The following is a 19,001-nucleotide window of genomic DNA, read 5'->3' on the forward strand; positions in this document are numbered from 1 at the left end:
TGCACATAAGAAAACATGTAGGGGCTGACGAGAAGGTGGGGCACGCATGCTGGGCAGAATCTCGCGCATGATCGGAAAATTGACGGTGGGGCGCAAACTGGCGCTGATCTATTTGCTCGACCTGTCCGCCGTGATCTTCATTTCCGGCATCCTCATCAACGAAAAATATATCGCCATCGATTTCTCGCGCAAGGAGATGGCGGGCAATGACTACATCGCCGCGATCCGCGATGCCCTGCTGCCCCTGGCGCGCGGCACGGCGCAAGCGGGCGCGCAGGCAGCGACCGTGGAACAGGCAGAAAGCCGCTTCGGCGCCGGCATGCGCAGCGCCGAACTCAATGCGCAATTTGCCGCCCTGCTGCGCCAGGCCGGCAGCACTACCGCCCCAGCCGACGACGGCATCGCGCCCTCGCCCGCCTTTGTCGCCGGACGCGCACTGCTCACGCGCGTGGGCAACCAGTCGAACCTGATCCTCGACCCGGACCTGGACAGCTACTACACCATGTCGCTGGTGATCCTGCGCTTTCCCGAGCTGCTGGAAGTGATCAACAGCACGCGCGCCCTGGCCTTGCAGCTGGCGACGGCCGAAGGCGCGCAGCGCCAGCGCCTGCAGACCCAGTTCCTGATCCTGGAAGGACGCATGGACGCCACCATGGGCGGCATCGGCAGCGACTACACGGAAGCGTTCGCGGCCAGCACGCCGCTGCTGCGCCAGCACCTGGAAGCCTCGCGCGCGGCCCTGCAGCAAGCCGTGGCGCGCTTCCGCGCCAGCACCCAGACGCTGGCCGGCGCGCAAGTCCCCCCCGCCGGCACGCAGGCACTGCTGCGGCACGACGACGCGGCGCTCGCCGCCCTGCGCCTGGCATGGCGCGACACGGCGAATGAATTGCAGCGGCTGATCCAGCTGCGCGTGGACGGCTTTTTTACGCGCATGTGGCTGCACCTGGGCACGGCCGTGCTGCTGCTGGTGATGATACTGGGCCTGGTGTTTTTCGTCGCGCGCCAGATCGCCCTGCCCATCCGCCGCCTCGCGCGCGTGGCGCAGGAAGTGCGCGAAACGGGTGACCATAGCCTGCGCGCCATCTGGGACAGCGAAGATGAAACGGGACGCCTGGTGCGCGCCTTCAATACCATGCTGCAGCAGCTCGACTTCCAGCGCATGGCGCAACAGGAACTGGTGGCGCGCGCCAGCGCGGCTGATGCGCAGCGCCAGCTGGTCGACGCCATTCCCATTCCGCTGATGGTCACCTCGATCCCGCATCACCAGGTGCTGCACGCGAACCAGGCTGCGCACGCGTGGCAGGGCGGCCTGGAACTTGATCCATGGGTGGGCGGCATGAGTCCGCAAGCCCGTTCGCGCTTCTTCCAGCGCTTGAGCGACCTGGGCGCCGTCGATGAATTCGAAGTGTGCTGGAGCGGCGGCGGCACGCCCACGTGGGCCCTGATTTCCGCGCGCCTGATCGACTACCAGGGCCAGCGCGCCGTGCTGTCGACCTTCACGCCGATCAACAAGATGAAGCTGATGGAGTCGCGCCTGGAACTGTGGGCCAAGGTCTTCGAGGCGTCGGCCGAAAGCCTGATCGTGATGGACGCCGGCATGCGCATCATCACCGTCAACCAGGCCTTCCGCCGCCACTCGCTGTACGACATGGTGGAGCTGATCGGCAAGCGTCCCGCCTTTTTGCTCGCGCCCGACAACAGTCCCGAACAGCTCGACAGCCTGCGCCGGACCCTGGCGCGGCGCGGCTACTGGCAGGGCGAGATCCGGGTGCAGCGCAAGTCGCTGGAAAGCTATCCCGCCTGGCTGGTGATGAACGCCGTGCGCGGCCTCGATGGCGTCACCACGCATTTCATCGCCAGCTCGCTCGACATCAGCGAACGCAAGGCCAGCGAGCGGCAGATCGAGCACATGGCCCACCACGACGCGCTGACGGGACTGGCGAACCGCCACGTGTCGAAACTGCGCCTGGCGGCCGCCATCGCGCAGGCGCGCCGCAGCGGTGAAAAGGTGGGCGTGCTGTTCGTCGACCTGGACCGTTTCAAGCACGTCAACGACGCACTGGGCCACCATGTGGGCGACGCGCTGCTGCAATCGGTCTCAAAGCGCCTGCTGCAGCTGGTGCGCGAAGGCGACACCGTCAGCCGCCTGGGCGGCGATGAATTCGTCGTCATCCTCAACGGCATCGGCGACGCCGCAGCCATCGCCGCCCTGCTCGACACGCGGCTGATACCGGCCATGCGCGAGCCGCACCAGGTGGAAGGCAACGCGCTGTATGTCTCGTGCAGCGTGGGCGTGGCCGTCTACCCGGACCACGGCGACGACATGGATACCCTGATGCGCCACGCCGATGCGGCCATGTACCAGGCCAAGAGCGGCGGACGCGATCACGCGCGCATGTTCACGCCGCAGATGCAGGAGCAGCAGTTGCAGCAGCTGCACCTGGAAAGCGATCTGCGCCACGCCATCGAGCGTCACGAACTGGTGCTGTACTACCAGCCGCGCATCGATGCGAAAAGCAGCCGCGTCAATGGCGTGGAAAGCCTGATCCGCTGGCAGCATCCGCAGCACGGCCTGATCGCGCCAGACAGCTTCATACCCGCCGCCGAGGAATCGGGCCTGATCGTCTCCATCGGCGCATGGGTCATCCGCGAAGCGTGCCGCCAGCAGCTGGCCTGGCGCGAGGCGGGCGCGGGCGACATCGCCGTGTCGATCAACCTGTCGGCCATCCAGCTGAAAAACGGCGGCCTGGTGGCCACCTTGCGCGAAGTGCTGCGCGAGTTTCCCGTCACGCCGGGACAGATCGAATTCGAACTGACCGAATCGATCCTGATGGACAACGTGGACGACACCATCGCCACCCTGCACGCCATCAAGGCGCTCGGTTTTGCGCTGTCGATCGACGATTTCGGCACCGGCTATTCGAGCCTGAACTACCTGTGCCGTTTCCCGCTCGACAAGCTGAAAATCGACATGAGCTTCGTGCAGGATATCCACGGTTCGCCGCAGAATCTGGCGGTGACGAAAACCATCATCGGCCTTGGCCATACCTTGGGCTTGACGGTCACCGCCGAGGGCGTGGAAAGCGCGGCCGATGCCGACGTGCTGCGCCACGCCGGCTGCGATGAATTGCAGGGCTTTTACTTTGCCCGCCCCATGCCGCAGGCGCACTTCATGGCCTGGCTGGCGCAAACCGCCGCGCCCTGCGCCGCCTGACACTGCCTGTGGAGCGTCCGCAACGCGCACGCGCCAGGTTCGGCAACGCGCGGCGCACCGCCAGGGCGCATGAATGCAGCAGGGATACCGGAATCGGTATTGACATCGCAAAAGAAGTCATTTGTGGGGCAAAGTCATTCCCACCTACCATGTTTCTGAGCAGGTTCCAGCTCTGGCGGCGACTGCCGCAGCGTTCTCAACATAACTAAAATACAGGTGGAGACAAGATGAAGCAATTGATGGCAACGGGCACCCGCACGTCCGCACAAAACACACGCTTGGCCTTGAAGGCGACGGTGGCCGCGCTGGCCGGCGCAGGCCTGCTGAGCAGCGCTTCCGTCTGGGCGCAACAGGCGCCCGCCGTGGACACACCGGTGGAAGAAACGGCACCGGCAGCAGCACCGGCGGCAGCCGACAATGGCGGCATCGCCGTCGTCGCCGTCACGGGCGTGCGCAGGGCCGCACAGAGCGCGCAGACGATCAAGAAAAACAACGACCAGGTGGTCGACTCCATCGTCGCCGATGAAATCGGCAAATTCCCCGACAAGAACGTGGCCGAAATCCTCGGCCGCGTGACGGGCGTGCAGATCCGCCGCGAGGGCGGCGAGGCTGGCACCGTCATCATCCGCGGCTTGCCCGGCGTGGTGACCTTGCTCAACGGCCGGGAAATGTTCACGTCCGTGGGCCGCAGCCTGTATCTGGCCGACATTCCGACGGCCATGCTGCAGCGCGTGGACGTGTACAAATCGCAGGGCGCCGACATGGTCGAAGGCGGCACGGCCGGCGTGATCGACGTGCGCACCAACCGACCGTTCGACTTCAAGGGCTTTACGGCATCGGGCAACGTGCGCGCCGAGCACCGCGACAAGTCCGGCTCGACGGACCCGAACGTCGGCGGCATGGTCTCGAACCGCTGGAAGACCCAATACGGCGAATTCGGCGCCCTGCTCGGCCTGTCCTACCAGCGCGGCAGATACTATGACGAGACGATCTGGAACGCCGAACCCGTCAAGCGCCCGGAGGCGGGCAACATCACGGGCCCCGATTCCGTCGGCATGATCCCCACCGTGGGCGACCGCAAGCGCTACGCGGCCAACGCCGCCTTCCAGTGGCGCCCGAACTCGCAGGTGGAAGTGTATGCGGAAGGCATGTCGACCCTGATCAAGCACGCGTTCGACAGCCAGTTCTTCGTCGGTTCGCTGCCCTGGGGCCAGAACCCGGACATCACCCTGATCCCCGGCACCAACCAGGCGGCCACGGTGGGCAAGATCGACGGCCCATGGTCGCCGTTCACGCTGGGCTCGACCCAGGCGCGGCGCGACCGCTCGATCGGTTCGCAAGGCGCCATCGGCGCGCGCTGGGACATTACGCCGCAGCTGCGCGCCACGACGGAACTGGCGCGCACGGTCAGCAACTTCGAGCGCGAATTCCCCATCCTCGACTTCCTCGCCCATCCGACCAGCGTGATCGGCAGCACGAACGTCAACGGCGGCGCGCAGATCAGCTACCCCGGCTACAACATGACGGACCCGAAGAACTACACCCTGCTCGGTTTCTACGACAATCACAACCACGACGAAGGCAGCTCGACCGACTGGCGCGGCGACGTTACCTACGACATGGACAGCACGGGCTTCTTCCGCGAATTCTCGGGCGGCGTGCGCCTGGCCAAGCGCAAGGCCGAATCGATCCGCGAAAAAAATGGCCAGGGCGGGCTGACGTCGATCATGACTGCGGACGCGATTCCCGGCCTGGCCTGCACCTCGCACGACAACACGGGCAACTTCGGCCTGCAAAGCTGGCTCACGCCGTGCCGCGACTTCATGCTCAACAACACGGCCGCGCTGCGCCAGCTGTTTACGGGCAGCAGCGAACGCAGTCCCGACGATCCGATGACCCACTTCAAGGATGTGGAAAAAACCAATGCCGTCTACGGCAAGGCACGCATCGGCTTTGACCTGGCGCAAGTGCCGGTCGATGGCACCCTGGGTGTGCGCGTGGTGCAGACCAAGCAGGACTTGCAGGGCAATTCCGCGCAAAACGGCATCATCACGCCCGTGCGCGTAAAAACCTCGGATACGGACGTGCTGCCCAGCATGACCCTGAAAGCCATGCTGCGCCAGGACCTGGTCGCCCGCCTGACGGCCGGCAAGGCCGTGCAGCGCCCGAACTTCGCCGATTTCAACCCCGGCGTGAGCCTGGGCCAGAGCCTGGAAATGGTGCGCCCGACGGGCGGCGGCGGCAATCCCGACCTCAAACCCGTGGAAGGCAAGAATCTCGACGTGGCGCTGGAATGGTATTTCGCGCAGACGGGCTCCGTCACGGCCACCGTGTTCCGCCACAACTTCAAGAATTACATCCTGTCCGGTTCGGCCAAGGAAACGTATGGCGGCATCGAGTACGACATTACGCGTCCGCGCAACACCTCGAAGGGCCATCTGCAAGGCGTGGAAATGGCTTATCAACAGTTCTACGACAAGCTGCCGGGCTGGATGAGCGGCCTGGGCCTGCAGGCGAACGCCACCTACATGACGGGCGAGCTGGAAGAATTGAATGGCAGCGCGCATCCGTTCACGGGCATGTCGAAGTGGTCGGCCAACATCGTCGGCCTGTACGAACAGGGAGCGTGGTCGGCGCGCCTGGCCTACAGCTGGCGCGACAAGTACGTCGACGACTACAACTACCGCGGCAAGGGCATCCACCTGACCGTGGCGCCGACGAAAACCCTGGACGCGTCGGTGTCGTACAAGCTCAACCCGCACACCACGGTGACCCTGGACGCGAACAACCTGCTCGACTCGACCTACCGCGACTACCACGACACGCCGGACTACGTGCGCGATGTGCGGCGCTATGACAAGGTCGTGGGCCTCTCCGTTCGCTGGAGTTACTAACTCATACCCCCCCTTTCTTCCTGCGAGGGTTTTCAGCGCCAGCCGGCAACGGTTGGCGTTTTTTTTGCCTTGTGGAATCTATCCGACACAGGAATTGATTTAACGCAAAGTGGCGGCGCCGGGGCGCTTTTATGCTGGCAGTCTGACCATCGAACCCGGCGGGGACAGCATGCGCGATGCACGGTACGTCGACACACAGCTATTTCAACCCGACATCCCGGTGCGGCTCGACATGCGCACGGCGGCGCTGGTCGAGCATGCGCTGGCCTTGCAGGAAATGGCCGGCACGGGCGCCGCCGCCCTGTTTTTGCATTGCCACGACGTGCCGCTGCCCACCGCCCTGCGCGTGCTGACGACGGGACCGCGCCGCCAGCCGGCCGGGCCGCACCTGTTTGCCCGCCTGCGTCCGCGCACGGCCGCCCTGGCGCAAGGCGCGCCGCTACCGGCGCGCTGACGAATCCTGTACCATCGCCGCAACCTATTCAATGAGGCACGGCGATGCAGGCAGCGACACCCCACGATTCCTATGCGGCACTGATGGACCTGATCAAGGCGCGCCATGCGGAACTGAGCCCGCAATTCCAGGCCGGCGCCCGCTACCTGGCCGACCATCCGGACGAAGTGGCCGTGTCGTCGATGCGCAGCATCGCCGCGCGCGCGCAAGTGCAATCGGCCGCCCTCGTGCGCCTGGCGCAGCAGCTGGGCTTTGCCGGCTGGCCGGAACTCAAAGCCATCTTCGTCGAACGCCTGCGCGCCGGGCCGGCCGGGTATGCTGAAAAAGCCAACGCGCTGGCTGGCAAGGAAGGCAATCTGGTCACCGAAGTGTTCACGGTGCAGCAGCGCAACCTGGCCGCCACGGAAAGCGCCAACCACGCCGCCCTGGACGCGGCCGCCAGCCTGCTGCAGGCGGCGCCCCGCGTGCACGTGGCCGGCTTTCGCGCCGCCCACCCGATCGCCTACACCCTGCACTACCTGTACCGGCTGCTGCGCCCCAGCGTGCAACTGCTGAGTGGCCAGGGCGGCACGCTGGAAATGGACTTGCGCGCCCTGCAGGCGGACGAAGCCGTCGTCGTCATCAGTTTCGCGCCGTATTCCAGCGAAGCGCTGCTGGTGGCGCAGGCGGCACGCCAGGCCGGCTGCCAGGTGGTCGCCATCAGCGACAGCGCCATGTCGCCGCTGGCCCTGCAGGCTGACGCCAGCATCGTCATCGCCGTCGACAGCCCGTCGTTCTTCCCCTCCATCGTGGCCGGCGTCGCGGCCGTGGAAAGCCTGGTGGAATTGCTGGTGGCGCGCGCGGGGCCGGACGCCGTACACGCCATCGGCGCGGCGGAAAAGCAGCTGCGGACGCTGGGCGCCTACGCAAAAACATCAAATGATGTAAATTAAAAACAAATACATCAAACGTTGCATTGCGGCGCAGCGCCTCCTATAATCGGCCATCTACCTTGCCGATAAGAAAGCGATGCCATGAGCCATGTCTTCCACCGCAGCTTGACCGCCAGCTATCCTGTCGCCACGGGCGGCGATGGCCCTTACCTGATCGATGCGGATGGCAAGCGCTACCTGGACGCCTGCGGCGGCGCGGCCGTCTCCTGCCTCGGCCATTCCGATGCGGCCGTGATTGCCGCCGTGCAGCGGCAGATCGCCAGCATGGCCTACGCGCACAGCGCGTTTTTTACCAGCGAGCCGATGGAGCAACTGGCCGATTTCCTCGTCGCCCGCGCGCCTGCCGGCATCGACAGCGTGTATTTCGTCTCGGGCGGTTCGGAAGCCGTGGAAAGCGCGTTGAAAATGGCGCGCCAGTATTTCGTCGAACAGGGCCAGCCGCAGCGCCGCCACGTCATCGCGCGCCGCCAGAGCTATCACGGCAACACCCTGGGCGCGCTGGCCACGGGCGGCAATGCCTGGCGCCGGCAGCAGTTCGAGCCGCTGCTCATTGGCGTGACCCATGTCTCTCCCTGCTACGCCTGGCGCGACCAGCCAGCCTATGAAACGGACGGAGACTACGTGGCGCGCCTGGGCCAGGAGCTGGAAGACCATATCGCCGCACTGGGTGCGGACAACGTCATGGCCTTCATTGCCGAACCCGTCGTTGGCGCCACGGCCGGCGCCCTGCCCGCCGTGGCCGGCTATTTTGCGCGCATGCGCGACATCTGCCAGCGCCACGGCATCCTGCTGATCCTCGATGAAGTCATGTGCGGCATGGGGCGCACGGGCAGCCTGTTCGCCTGCGAGCAGGAAGGCGTCACGGCCGACCTGATCTGCATCGCCAAGGGCTTGGGCGCCGGCTACCAACCCATCGGCGCCGTCATGGTATCGAAGGATATCCGCGACACCATCCGTGCCGGCACGGGCTTCTTCCAGCATGGCCACACGTATATCGGCCACGCCACGGCCTGCGCCGCCGCCCTGGCCGTGCAGCGGCAGATCGAGGAACGTGATTTACTGGCCAACGTGCGCGCCATGGGCGGCTTGCTGCAAGAGCGGCTGCACCAGCGTTTCGATGGCCATGCGCACGTGGGCGACATCCGCGGCCGCGGCCTGTTCCTGGGCCTGGAACTGGTGCAGGACCGCAATACCAAGCAACCGTTTGACCCGGCCCGCCGCCTGCACGCGCGCATCAAGGCGCACGCCATGCAAAACGGACTGATGTGCTACCCCATGGGTGGCACCATCGACGGCCTGCACGGCGACCACATCCTGCTGGCGCCGCCCTACATCATAGCCGCCAGCCACGTCGAAGAAATCGTCGACAAGCTGGGCGCGGCCATCGACGCCTGCGTCGTCTAGCCCCGCCCGCTGTTGCCCACGGTGGACATCAGACTGGCGCCGCAGCTGGTCTTGTGACCGTCAAAGGCCACGGGCACGCCATCGATCAGCACCTGCGGATCTCCCTCGGCGATCACGCAGCGCACATGGCCCTTGATCGGGCACACGCAAGGGTCCCCTTTGCGCGCCACGGCCACGCCCAGCACCGTACTGTCCGGCGCCGCCCCCACCACCTTGCCGCCATGGCTGGTGGGGTCGTTCAAGCGGATCACGCCACGCATACTGCCTCCTGTTCCTGTCCAGCGCATACCGCGGCACCGGTCCATACGTTGCCGCTCCCATCTGCATTATCAGGCGCGACGACACAGTCGTCATTGCGCTCGAGCACATTGACGGCTTGTCCGCCGCCAAAATGGCAATCGCCTGCATTGGCAACTTTTGTTCACTCCTTGTCAATATTAATTGACTTATTCGAAACAATCGTTTTAAATCAGGAAGTTACTCAAAATCAATCATCTTGAGCATTCAAACATCGCATTACCCTTTTTCGATGCTGGACGCCCACGTTGATGCACTCTGAAGCCAAGGTATATGGAACTGCTCGACTCCCTGCGTCAGACCCCACCGCAAGACGACACGATCAGCGGGCACTATGAAGTGCGCCGCTTGCTGGGCGAAGGCGGTTTCGGCCATGTATTCGAAGCCTGGGATGCCAAGCTGTGCCGTAGCGTGGCGCTGAAACGCCTGAAACCGCAAGCCGACGTGCTGCATCCGGAAAAACTCATCAATGAAGCGCGCCTGGCCGCCTCGCTCAAGCATGCGGCCTTCGTGCGCATCTTTGCCATCGAGGGCCAGGGCACGAGCCAGTCCATCGTCATGGAACTGGTCGAAGGCCAGACCCTGGGCCAGTTCATGCACAGCGGCAAGGCTGACCTGCAAGCCGCGCTCGACATCGCCTACCAGATCGCCGACGCCATGGACGAGGCGCACGCCATGGACCTCGTGCACGGCGACCTGAAACCGTCGAACCTGATGCTGGAGGCGGATGGCAAGGTGCGCATCCTCGACTTCGGCCTGGCCCGCCACATCGACCCGCAAGCAACGCAAACGACCACCCTGTGCGACTTGCAGGGCACGATCGCCTACATGGCGCCCGAGCGCCTGATGGGCCGCCTGCCCGACACGCGCGGCGACGTGTATGCCTTGGGCGCCATGCTGTACGAAATGCTGGCCGGCCAGCGCCACTTCGCCCACCTGAACGGCCTGGCCCTGGCCGCCGCCCACATGCAGGCGACGGAAGCCTGGCCCGACCTGCCGGAAACCGTCCCGCCCACCATCAACGCCCTCGTGCGCGCGATGACGGCGCACGACCCGGCCGAACGGCCACGCACCATGCGCGACGTGCGCGAGGCGATCGGGGCGCAGCCGGCATCTTCAGCGCCGGCGGATATGCAAGCCGCTGAAGTAGAGCCAGCCAAGCCACCGGTGTCGATTGCCATCCGGTTACAGGTACCCGTAAAGCGCACCGTACTGCTTGCCAGCGCGCTTGTCGGACTGGCGCTGGCAGCATGGCAAGGGCCGAACATGTTGGACAAGCTACGGGAGCGGCAAGCAACGTTGGTCTTCTCCGAGATGGCTGCCATGAAAGCAGGCATGGATGCCCTGCGGACATTCGACCTTGACACCAGCCAAAAACTTCCCTTAGCGCAATTTACGGCCGTGCTGCAACATAATCCTAGCAATGCAGCCGCGGCAGCAGGCCTGTCTCTGGCATCAAGCCTACGCTATATTGGCGAGGGCCGTGACGACACCTGGCTACAACGCGCCAATGTCAGCGCAAAACAAGCGCTGGCAACAGATGACCAATTGGCGCTTGCCCATGTCGCGCAGAGCTGGGCTTATGAATTCCAGGGAAAAAAGGAGGAGGCGCTGCGCGAGGCAAGCATTGCGCTGAATCTGGAACCGAAAAATTTTCTGGCCATGTATGGCAAAGCCAGGCTATACATTGTCGACCACAAGTTCGAACTGGCGAAGTCCGTCTTAGACCAAGCCATGACTGTCTATCCACAGGAACACGTGCTCGTCTCCCTCCTCGGATACATGTATTACAAGAAAGATGACTACATCAGTGCGGAGCAAGCATTCCGCAAAAGCATACGTATGCGCCCTCAGTCACCCATTACTTATGCGTATTTGAACGCTGCCCTGTTGCGACAGAATCGTAGTGACGAGGCTCTGCAAGTCTTGCAGCAGGGATTACAGATCAGCCCCCATTGGGAGCTGTACACCAATTTGGGCACATCCCTCTTTGCCAAGGGTGATTACTTGGGTGCAGTCAAGGCATTTGAAAACGCTGTCTCCGAGAAAAAAGGCGGCCCGGGTATCTATTTACTGTGGGCAAACCTAGCCGACGCGCAGCGCTGGGTACCAAGTCAGGTTCAGGCTTCAAAACAATCGTATCAACGAGCCATTGCCCTGTTGCAACCGTTACTCGACCGCATGCCCAACGATACCACCATCAATTCGCGCATGGCACTCTACCAAGCCTATGCGCAGCAAAAGAAGCAGGCACTTAGCAGGGTCATGCATGCTCTCAGCTTGGGGCCGCAAGTAGCGGATGTGCAGTTTCGCGCCGCCCTCACTCACGAGCTCATCGGAAACCGCAGCGAAGCCCTTGATGCGTTATTTAAAGCCAGCAAGCTTGGCTACCCCCTCAATCTGATCGAGTCCACACCTGATCTATTGAACCTGCGGCGCGACGGCCGCTACCAACAATTTCTCATCAACCTGGAAAGAGACAGTAAAAAATGACGCCTGTAAGCCCTTGGATGAAGTTATCCGTGCATTTTGATGCAGATCAAATTACCAACCAGCTTGATTACAGTTTCACCTCGTGCGACGGCACGGCCGATCCGCGCCACGGCCCCTACATGGGTGGCGTACACTTCCAGAAGGGCCAACATGTATATCTCGACATTACTTGCTGCGGCTCCAAGGACAGTGGCTTCACCTCATTCCAGATCGTCGACTGTTGCATCATCAGCGTACCGCAACTGACGCAGATTGGTCCGAAAGTACCAACAATTTACTCACCGCCATCACCATTTTTACAAGCAGTGGGTGCCACCTATCAGCTGCCGCTGGACTTCGAAATCCAACAACTACTGGGTGAACCAGAACCGCCGGCATTGCACCGCATCCGCCAGGAATGGAAGCACAATTTGGACGTGGGCTATGCAAGCGGCCGCTGGGAATTGTCGTTCGTCATGACCGTACGCATCATGCGCGGCGAAGACGTCCAGCCAGAACTGCGCGTTTTCTCCTTCGACCCGGAAAGCTCGGTGGGCGGCAGCAGCAGCTGGTAATCTCCGCAGGCATCCCGGTGTGGCAGGACAGCACCGCAATCAGACTGCGGCCGGGATGCTTATATGACGTCTATTTGATGCGCGTACGGACGGTGTGATCGATTCACCCACAGATTTTCCATCACGGCGTCGCCTACACCTGCTGCTGCCGACATACCGGCGACCTGTATCCGAAGCACAACCCTCGTTGAAGCATAGGCCCTTGCACTAGTTCGCTGGCATCGGCCGAGACAATTCATCGCGCCTGGCCCGTCAACGAAATCGCCACCATGGCGCGATTGGCTTTTTCACATCCGCACGCAATACGCCGCCCCGCCCGCCGAAAGCGGTAAAATGACGGCCTTGAACCCAAGCTCCGCCCTCTGGCGCGGCCTGGCACGCACACAGCACCACCCACAGCCCGGCAGGCATGCCTTTCCTGCCGCCGGACCAACGACAAAGAACACATGACCACCGTCCCAAAAGAAATCAACGCCGCCGCGGCAAAGAAAAATTCCGCTGAAAAGCTTACGCCAATGATGCAGCAATATTTAGGCATCAAGGAAAACCACCCGACGATGTTGGTCTTCTACCGCATGGGCGATTTCTACGAGCTGTTTTTCGAGGATGCGGAAAAAGCGTCGCGCCTGCTGGGCATTACCCTGACGGCGCGCGGCGTGGCCAGTGGCAACCCGATCAAGATGTGCGGCGTGCCGTTTCATTCGCTCGACGGTTACCTGGCCAAGCTGGTCAAGCTGGGGGAATCGGTGGCCATTTGCGAGCAGATCGGCGATCCGGCCACCAGCAAGGGCCCCGTCGAGCGCAAGGTCATGCGCGTGGTTACGCCGGGCACCCTGACGGATGCGGACTTGCTGCCCGAGAAGGCCGAGCGCCCGCTGCTGGCCATGTGCAGCATCACGCAGCGCAAGACGGTGACGACGGGCCTGGCCTGGCTGTCGCTGGCCAGCGGCGCGCTGAAACTGATGGAGTTTTCCGGCGACAGCGCCACCGTGGCCGCGCGCCTGCAGCAGGAGCTCGAGCGCATCGTGCCGGCCGAAATTCTCAGCGGCGACAATGGCAACCTGTTCGACGACTACGCAGGCACGCACATCAACCGCGTGCCGGACTGGCATTTCGACGTGGTCGGCGGCCACAAGGCCCTGCTGGATCAATTGGGCGTGGCGACCTTGACGGGCTTTGGCGCCGATGGCCTAGGCGCCGCGTTCGGCGCGGCCGGCGCGCTGCTGCGCTATGCGCAATCGACGCAAGGCCGCGGCTTGCAGCATGTGCGCTCCCTGACGACAGAAACGGAAAGCGAATTCATCGGCCTGGACGCGGCCACGCGGCGCAACCTGGAGCTGACGGAAACCATCCGCGGCCAGGAATCGCCCACTTTATTTTCCCTGCTGGATCATTGCCGCACGGCCATGGGTTCACGCATGCTGCGCCACTGGCTGCACCATGCGCGGCGCGACCAGAACGTGGCGCGGGCGCGCCATGAAGCCATCGCCGCGCTGGCGCAAAGCGAAGCGGCCGGTCCGCTCGCCACCACCCTGGCGCAAGTGCCGGATATCGAACGCATCACCACGCGCATCGCGCTGCTGTCGGCGCGTCCGCGCGATCTGGCAGCCCTGCGCGACGGCTTGCTGCAACTGCCGGCCCTGCGCGGCGACGTGGTCCGTTGTTATGGTCCTGGCCAGGGCGGCGAAACGGGCTTGCTGGCCGCCATCCACGCGGCGCTGGCCACACCGACGGCCTGCCTGGACTTGCTGGTGCGCGCCGTGGCGCAGGAACCGGCCGCGATGGTGCGCGACGGCGGCGTGTTTGCCACCGGCTTCGATGCGGAACTGGACGAATTGCGCGCGCTGTCGGAAAACGCGGGCCAGTTCCTGCTCGACCTGGAAACGCGCGAACGCGCGCGCACCGGCATCGCCAACCTGCGCGTGGAATACAACAAGGTGCACGGCTTCTATATTGAAGTCACGCACGGCCAGACGGACAAGGTGCCGGACGACTACCGCCGCCGCCAGACCCTGAAAAATGCCGAGCGCTACATTACGCCGGAATTGAAGGTCTTCGAAGACAAGGCCCTGTCGGCGCAGGACAAGGCGCTGGTGCGCGAAAAGATGCTGTACGACCTGCTGCTGGCCGACCTGGCGCCGCACATTGGGACTTTGCAGACCATCTCGCAGGGCCTGGCCCAGCTCGACACCCTGAACGCGCTGACGGAACATGCGCAGCAACACAACTGGGCCGCGCCGCAACTGGTCGACGAGCCGTGCATCAACATCGTCGAAGGCCGCCACCCGGTGGTGGAAAAGCAGATCGAACGCTTCATCGCCAACGACTGCCGCTTCGTCAACGAACGCCGTTTGCTGTTGATTACCGGTCCGAACATGGGCGGTAAATCGACCTTCATGCGCCAGGTGGCCCTGATCACCTTGCTGGCCTACGTGGGCAGCTACGTGCCGGCCGCGTCCGCCACCATCGGCCCCATCGACCGCATCTTCACGCGCATCGGCGCCACCGACGACCTGGCGGGCGGACGCTCGACCTTCATGGTGGAAATGACGGAATCGGCGGCGATTTTGAACGGCGCCACCGAGCACTCGCTGGTGCTGATGGATGAAGTGGGCCGCGGCACCTCGACCTTCGACGGCCTGGCTCTGGCCTGGGCTATCGCGCGCCATCTGATCGATACGAGCCGCAGCTTTACGCTGTTCGCCACACATTACTTTGAACTGACGCAACTGCCGGACAGCCACCCGAGCGCCGCCAACGTGCATTTGTCCGCCGTCGAACACAAGGACAGCATCGTCTTCCTGCACGCCGTGCAGGCCGGTCCCGCTTCGCAAAGCTATGGCTTGCAGGTGGCGCAACTGGCTGGCGTGCCGCAGCCCGTGATCAAGGCTGCGCGCAAGCATCTGGCGCGCCTGGAAGCGCAGGCGCTCGACGCCACGCCGCAGCGCGACCTGTTCGCCGCGCCGGCAAGCGATCCATATGCGCAAGAGGAAGAAGAGGAAGCGGCGGCGCCGCTGGCCGCACTGAACGCCGCGCAACAAGCCTTGCTCGACGCCATCGCCGACCTCGATCCCGATGCGCTCACGCCACGCGATGCGCTGGAGCAGTTGTACCAGTTGAAACGGCTGGCCGCCGCATGACCTGCCGGCGCGGCACGATCCACCTGCTGGCCGCCGGCTTGCTGGCTGCCAGCCTGCCGTGGCAAGCGGCGCTGGCCGCCCAAAGCGATCAGGCCGGCTTCGAGTTTGCCGTGCTGGGCCATTCCTTCAACGCGGGGCCGGACGATGGTCCCCTGAAAAAAGCCATCGCCGACACGAGCGCCTTCAATGCCTCCTTCGTCGTGGCCACCGGCATCAAGGCAGCCAGCGAATCGTGCAGCGACAAGCTGTATGGCCAGCGCAAGGATTTGCTGGACGCCAGCGGGCCGCCGCTGATCGTCTCGTTGTCGGCCAGCGACTGGGCCAACTGCCGCAATTCGCGCGGCAGGGTCAACGCCATCGAACGCCTGAACCGCCTGCGCGACGTGTATTTTGCCGACGACCAGAGCCTGGGCCAGCGCAAGCTGACCCTGTCACGGCTGTCATCGACGGCGAAGTTCCGCAGCTATGCGGAAAACGCCCACTGGGAATACGGCGGCGTGCTGTTTGCCACCGTCAACCTGCCCGCCAATAACAACCATTTCTTGCCGGAAGCGGGACGCAATAGCGAGTTCGAAGACCGCCTGGTCGCCAACCGTTCCTGGCTGCAGCGCCTGTTCGCCATGGCCCAGCGCAAGCAGCTCGACGGCATCGTGCTGTTTTCCGATGGCGACGTGGGCGCGCTCGATGAAGACGACAATTCGCTGCTGCCCAGCTTCAGCTCGAAACAGGACGGCTTTGCCGGACCGCGCAAGCAGATCCGCACCCTGGCGAAAAAATTCAGCGGCAAGGTGTTACTGGTTGATACGCAGCGCGATGGCGACGCGGATGGCAAGGAAGGAAAGAGTAAAAAGGCAGCGGCCAAAACAGGCGGGCCGAAAATCAGCTGGAAAGGCAACCTGGGCCACGTCAGCATCGACAACGACTGGTCCGCCATCGCCGTACGGCCCGGCAAGACGCCATTCTTTGAGGTGCGTCAACGCGCCGTCAGGCCATCGGCGCAAGCCAGGGCCAGGGCGTCGACCGTGCGCCGATAAAATAAAGGCCGGCACGCAGCCAGCCTTCATCTATCCAACAACAGACGTCACGACCAACAAACGTCACGACGCCTGACAAAACCGTAGCGAGCGGCAGTGATTTGTGGCCGAGAAGCGCAACCGTACTCTAGTACGGTGAGCATCGCCGGGCGCAAAGCGCGCCGCGCAGTAGGTTTGGTCAGGTGTTAGTGGATAGGATGCGTGCGGAAGTGATCGCCTTCGTCGCCTTCATCTTCATCATCACCATGGTCATGGCCGTGTGCGCCATGCACGTGGCCGTGGGCGATTTCTTCTTCGGTGGCTTCGCGCACGTCAGCGACGGTCAGCGAGAAGCGCAGCGCGATGCCGGCCAGAGGATGGTTACCATCCAGCACGACCTTGTCGTCGGCGATGTCGGTGACCGTGAAGATCATCGCTTCTTCGTCCGGCGAATCGCTTTCCGGCATGCCTTCGAACTGCATGCCCACTTCCAGCGGCTCAGGCAGGCGATTGCGTGGCTCGACCTTCACCAGGGCTGGATCGTATTCACCGAAAGCATCATCCGGTTCGATCTGGATCGTGTTGGAATAGCCAACTTCCTTGCCATCGAGCTCTTCTTCGATCTTTGGCAGGGTGTTTTCATAATCACCGTGCAGGTAGACCATCGGCTGGCGGCCGTCTTCGATCAGATTGTCTTGCGCGTCTGACAGTTTGTAGTTGACAGTCACGACCGTATTTTTGGCAATCTTCATTATGCTTCCTTTCATTGTATAAGCTGGCAAATTATACCTTCACGCCGCCAACGGCAGGCGCATTCCTGCATTTCCGGTTGTTATAATGGGCGCATGAAAACATTAACTCTCCTCGGCGATATCACGCCGGCGCAATTCCTGCGCGACTACTGGCATAAAAAACCCTTGTTGATCCGTCAAGCCGTGCCTGGCTTCAAGGCGCTGTTCGATTTCAAGGCCTTGGCCGAGCTGGCTACCCTCGACCATGTCGAATCGCGCCTGGTCAGCCATGCGGATGGCCACTGGAACATGCAGCAAGGTCCACTGACCAGCCTGCCCTCGCTGAAACAGAAGGAATGGACCCTGCTGGTGCAGGGCGCCAACCTGCACAGCGCCAAGGCCGACGCCCTGCTGCGCCAGTTCCGTTTCCTGCCGGACGCGCGCCTGGACGACCTGATGGTCAGCTTCGCCACCGATGGCGGCGGCGTGGGCCCGCATTTCGATTCCTATGACGTGTTCCTGCTGCAAGGCCAGGGCAAGCGCCACTGGCGCATCGGCGCGCAGAAGGACCTGAGCCTGATCGACGGCTTGCCGCTGAAAATCCTCAGCAACTTCACGCCCGACGAAGAATTCACGCTGGAACCGGGCGACATGCTGTATTTGCCGCCCCACTACGCGCACGACGGCGTGGCCATCGGCGATTGCCAGACGTATTCGATCGGCTTCCGCTCGCCGACGTTCCAGGAATTGGGCGAAGCTTTCCTGCAATTCATGGCCGACTCGATCGACTTGCCGGGTATCTATAGCGATCCGGACCTGAAAGCGTCGGGCAAGCCGGCGGAAATCCCCCGCGAAATGCTCAGCACCATCGCGGAAGAAATGAACAAGGTGCGCTTCACGGAAGAAGACGTGACCATTTTCCTCGGTGAACACCTGTCGGAACCCAAGCACAATGTGTTTTTCACGCCGCTGTCCAAGCCGCTGACGGTGGGCCGCTTCGCGGACGCCGCACAGAAAAAGGGTGTCGTGTTGTCGCGCAAGACGCTGATGCTGTATCGTGGCAAGAATGTCTTCATCAATGGCGAATCGTTTGCCATTGGCAAGGCCGATAAAACGGCCCTGGAAACCCTGGCCAACGAACGCGCCCTTGATGGCGCCGCCGTGGCCCAGGCTTCCGATGACGTGATGGATGCCTTATATACGTGGTATCAGGATGGCTGGATCGAACTGGCTTGAATGGGTGCGGCGTAGCAAAAGTGGTATTACAGCAGGTGGAATATCAGCATCTGAGCTAGCGCAATAAAACATATTATTTTTATATCGTTTTGTCGCGCTTTCGCAAATCGCTTACACTTGCTTGCAATTTGCTTCGGCAAATATTGCGATATCACAAAATAGTTGCGAATTTGCCTCTTGCTCCTATTGCGACGCACCAAAAATCGCTATAATATTCGGTTAGGAAGTTTCCGTTGTCTGGCAGGCACCACCTGGTACGAAAAGCCTTCGAAGACGACCTAACGAGCGATAATTACCGGTAATTATTCATCGCAACAATATTGATTTATTTTTTGAAATAATTAAGGAAAACAAATGAAAAAATCCCTGCTGATCGCCTCCCTGATGGTTGTTGCTCTGGCTGCTTGCAGCAAAAAAGAAGAAGCTCCTGCACCAGCACCAGTAGTTGAAACCCCAGCACCAGCACCAGCAGTTGAAGCTGCTCCAGCTGCTGCTGCTGACGCTGCTGCTTCGGCCGCTACCGACGCTGCTGCTGCTGCTTCGGCTGCCGCTTCGGCCGCTACCGACGCTGCTTCGGCTGCTTCGGCTGCTGCATCGGCTGCTAAGTAATTTAGCACCCTGCACTAAAGAAAGCCGACC

The 19,001-nt window shown here is 62.7% G+C and carries 13 protein-coding genes; 11 read left to right on the plus strand and 2 right to left on the minus strand.

The genetic code is table 11. The features are described 5' to 3' along the window. Positions 1–46: 46 nt before the first annotated feature. From FG13_RS12030 to FG13_RS12050, 5 genes are all read left to right on the plus strand, one after another. Positions 47–3,214 carry an EAL domain-containing protein gene (locus FG13_RS12030; protein ID WP_035821130.1) on the plus strand — a complete coding sequence of 1,056 codons (3,168 nt, stop codon included), beginning with the start codon at positions 47–49 and terminating at the stop codon, positions 3,212–3,214. A 227-nt stretch (positions 3,215–3,441) separates the two neighbouring features. Then, a complete protein-coding gene (locus tag FG13_RS12035; protein ID WP_035821132.1) occupies positions 3,442–6,108 on the plus strand; it encodes a TonB-dependent receptor in 2,667 nt (888 codons plus the stop codon). A 169-nt stretch (positions 6,109–6,277) separates the two neighbouring features. Further along, positions 6,278–6,562, plus strand: a complete 285-nt coding sequence (locus FG13_RS30665) for a hypothetical protein (protein WP_152598754.1) — start codon at positions 6,278–6,280, stop codon at positions 6,560–6,562. Positions 6,563–6,606: 44 nt separating this feature from the next. After that, complete coding sequence (locus FG13_RS12045) at positions 6,607–7,494, plus strand: MurR/RpiR family transcriptional regulator (RefSeq protein WP_051958964.1); 888 nt, start codon at positions 6,607–6,609, stop codon at positions 7,492–7,494. 81 nt (positions 7,495–7,575) lie between these two features. Then, entirely contained in the window at positions 7,576–8,898 is a 1,323-nt protein-coding gene (locus FG13_RS12050) for an aspartate aminotransferase family protein (RefSeq protein ID WP_035821136.1), read from the plus strand. Here the strand turns inward: FG13_RS12050 and FG13_RS12055 are convergent. Then, on the minus strand, positions 8,895–9,158 hold the full coding sequence (locus FG13_RS12055; RefSeq protein WP_035821137.1) for a PAAR domain-containing protein: 264 nt from the start codon (positions 9,156–9,158) through the stop codon (positions 8,895–8,897). The two genes, FG13_RS12050 and FG13_RS12055, sit on opposite strands and share 4 nt — an antisense overlap. Positions 9,159–9,468: 310 nt before the next feature. On the opposite strand from FG13_RS12055, the gene FG13_RS12070 reads away from it, so the two are divergent. The 4 genes from FG13_RS12070 to FG13_RS12085 all read left to right on the plus strand — a co-directional run bounded on the left by FG13_RS12070 (position 9,469) and on the right by FG13_RS12085 (position 16,416). Then, the gene (locus FG13_RS12070) at positions 9,469–11,688 is read left to right on the plus strand and encodes a serine/threonine-protein kinase (protein WP_051958966.1); all 2,220 of its coding nucleotides are present in this window, start codon (positions 9,469–9,471) and stop codon (positions 11,686–11,688) included. A 29-nt stretch (positions 11,689–11,717) separates the two neighbouring features. Next, positions 11,718–12,242 (plus strand): hypothetical protein, encoded by a 525-nt coding sequence (locus tag FG13_RS12075; protein WP_161784179.1) that lies wholly within the window; start codon positions 11,718–11,720, stop codon positions 12,240–12,242. A 446-nt stretch (positions 12,243–12,688) separates the two neighbouring features. After that, positions 12,689–15,382 carry a DNA mismatch repair protein MutS gene (mutS, locus tag FG13_RS12080; protein WP_035821145.1) on the plus strand — a complete coding sequence of 898 codons (2,694 nt, stop codon included), beginning with the start codon at positions 12,689–12,691 and terminating at the stop codon, positions 15,380–15,382. Continuing rightward, a complete protein-coding gene (locus tag FG13_RS12085) occupies positions 15,379–16,416 on the plus strand; it encodes a hypothetical protein (RefSeq protein ID WP_035821147.1) in 1,038 nt (345 codons plus the stop codon). Before mutS ends, FG13_RS12085 begins: the two co-directional genes overlap by 4 nt. A 185-nt stretch (positions 16,417–16,601) precedes the next feature. Here FG13_RS12085 and FG13_RS12090 read toward each other — a convergent pair whose 3' ends face one another. After that, entirely contained in the window at positions 16,602–17,147 is a 546-nt protein-coding gene (locus FG13_RS12090) for an FKBP-type peptidyl-prolyl cis-trans isomerase (protein WP_035821149.1), read from the minus strand. A gap of 93 nt (positions 17,148–17,240) precedes the next feature. Here FG13_RS12090 and FG13_RS12095 point away from each other — a divergent pair, with 93 nt between their 5' ends. Beyond that, a complete protein-coding gene (locus tag FG13_RS12095; RefSeq protein ID WP_035821152.1) occupies positions 17,241–18,362 on the plus strand; it encodes a cupin domain-containing protein in 1,122 nt (373 codons plus the stop codon). Between the two features lie 354 nt (positions 18,363–18,716). Further along, positions 18,717–18,971: a hypothetical protein gene (locus tag FG13_RS29455; protein ID WP_034783358.1), complete on the plus strand. Its 255-nt coding sequence runs from the start codon at positions 18,717–18,719 to the stop codon at positions 18,969–18,971. The last annotated feature ends 30 nt before the right edge of the window (positions 18,972–19,001 follow it).

Source organism: Janthinobacterium sp. RA13, assembly GCF_000745325.1.
Classification (GTDB): Bacteria; Pseudomonadota; Gammaproteobacteria; order Burkholderiales; family Burkholderiaceae_D; genus Janthinobacterium; species Janthinobacterium rivuli.

Bases quoted from the DNA above. Each gene is read 5' to 3' on its own strand.
- FG13_RS12035 (WP_035821132.1), top strand. From the start codon at position 3,442: ATGAAGCAATTGATGGCAACGGGCACCCGCACGTCCGCACAAAACACA.
- mutS (WP_035821145.1), top strand. From the start codon at position 12,689: ATGACCACCGTCCCAAAAGAAATCAACGCCGCCGCGGCAAAGAAAAAT.
- FG13_RS29455 (WP_034783358.1), top strand. From the start codon at position 18,717: ATGAAAAAATCCCTGCTGATCGCCTCCCTGATGGTTGTTGCTCTGGCT.
- FG13_RS12045 (WP_051958964.1), top strand. From the start codon at position 6,607: ATGCAGGCAGCGACACCCCACGATTCCTATGCGGCACTGATGGACCTG.
- FG13_RS12095 (WP_035821152.1), top strand. From the start codon at position 17,241: ATGAAAACATTAACTCTCCTCGGCGATATCACGCCGGCGCAATTCCTG.
- FG13_RS30665 (WP_152598754.1), top strand. From the start codon at position 6,278: ATGCGCGATGCACGGTACGTCGACACACAGCTATTTCAACCCGACATC.
- FG13_RS12050 (WP_035821136.1), top strand. From the start codon at position 7,576: ATGAGCCATGTCTTCCACCGCAGCTTGACCGCCAGCTATCCTGTCGCC.
- FG13_RS12085 (WP_035821147.1), top strand. From the start codon at position 15,379: ATGACCTGCCGGCGCGGCACGATCCACCTGCTGGCCGCCGGCTTGCTG.
- FG13_RS12055 (WP_035821137.1), bottom strand. From the start codon at position 9,158: ATGCGTGGCGTGATCCGCTTGAACGACCCCACCAGCCATGGCGGCAAG.
- FG13_RS12030 (WP_035821130.1), top strand. From the start codon at position 47: ATGCTGGGCAGAATCTCGCGCATGATCGGAAAATTGACGGTGGGGCGC.
- FG13_RS12070 (WP_051958966.1), top strand. From the start codon at position 9,469: ATGGAACTGCTCGACTCCCTGCGTCAGACCCCACCGCAAGACGACACG.
- FG13_RS12090 (WP_035821149.1), bottom strand. From the start codon at position 17,147: ATGAAGATTGCCAAAAATACGGTCGTGACTGTCAACTACAAACTGTCA.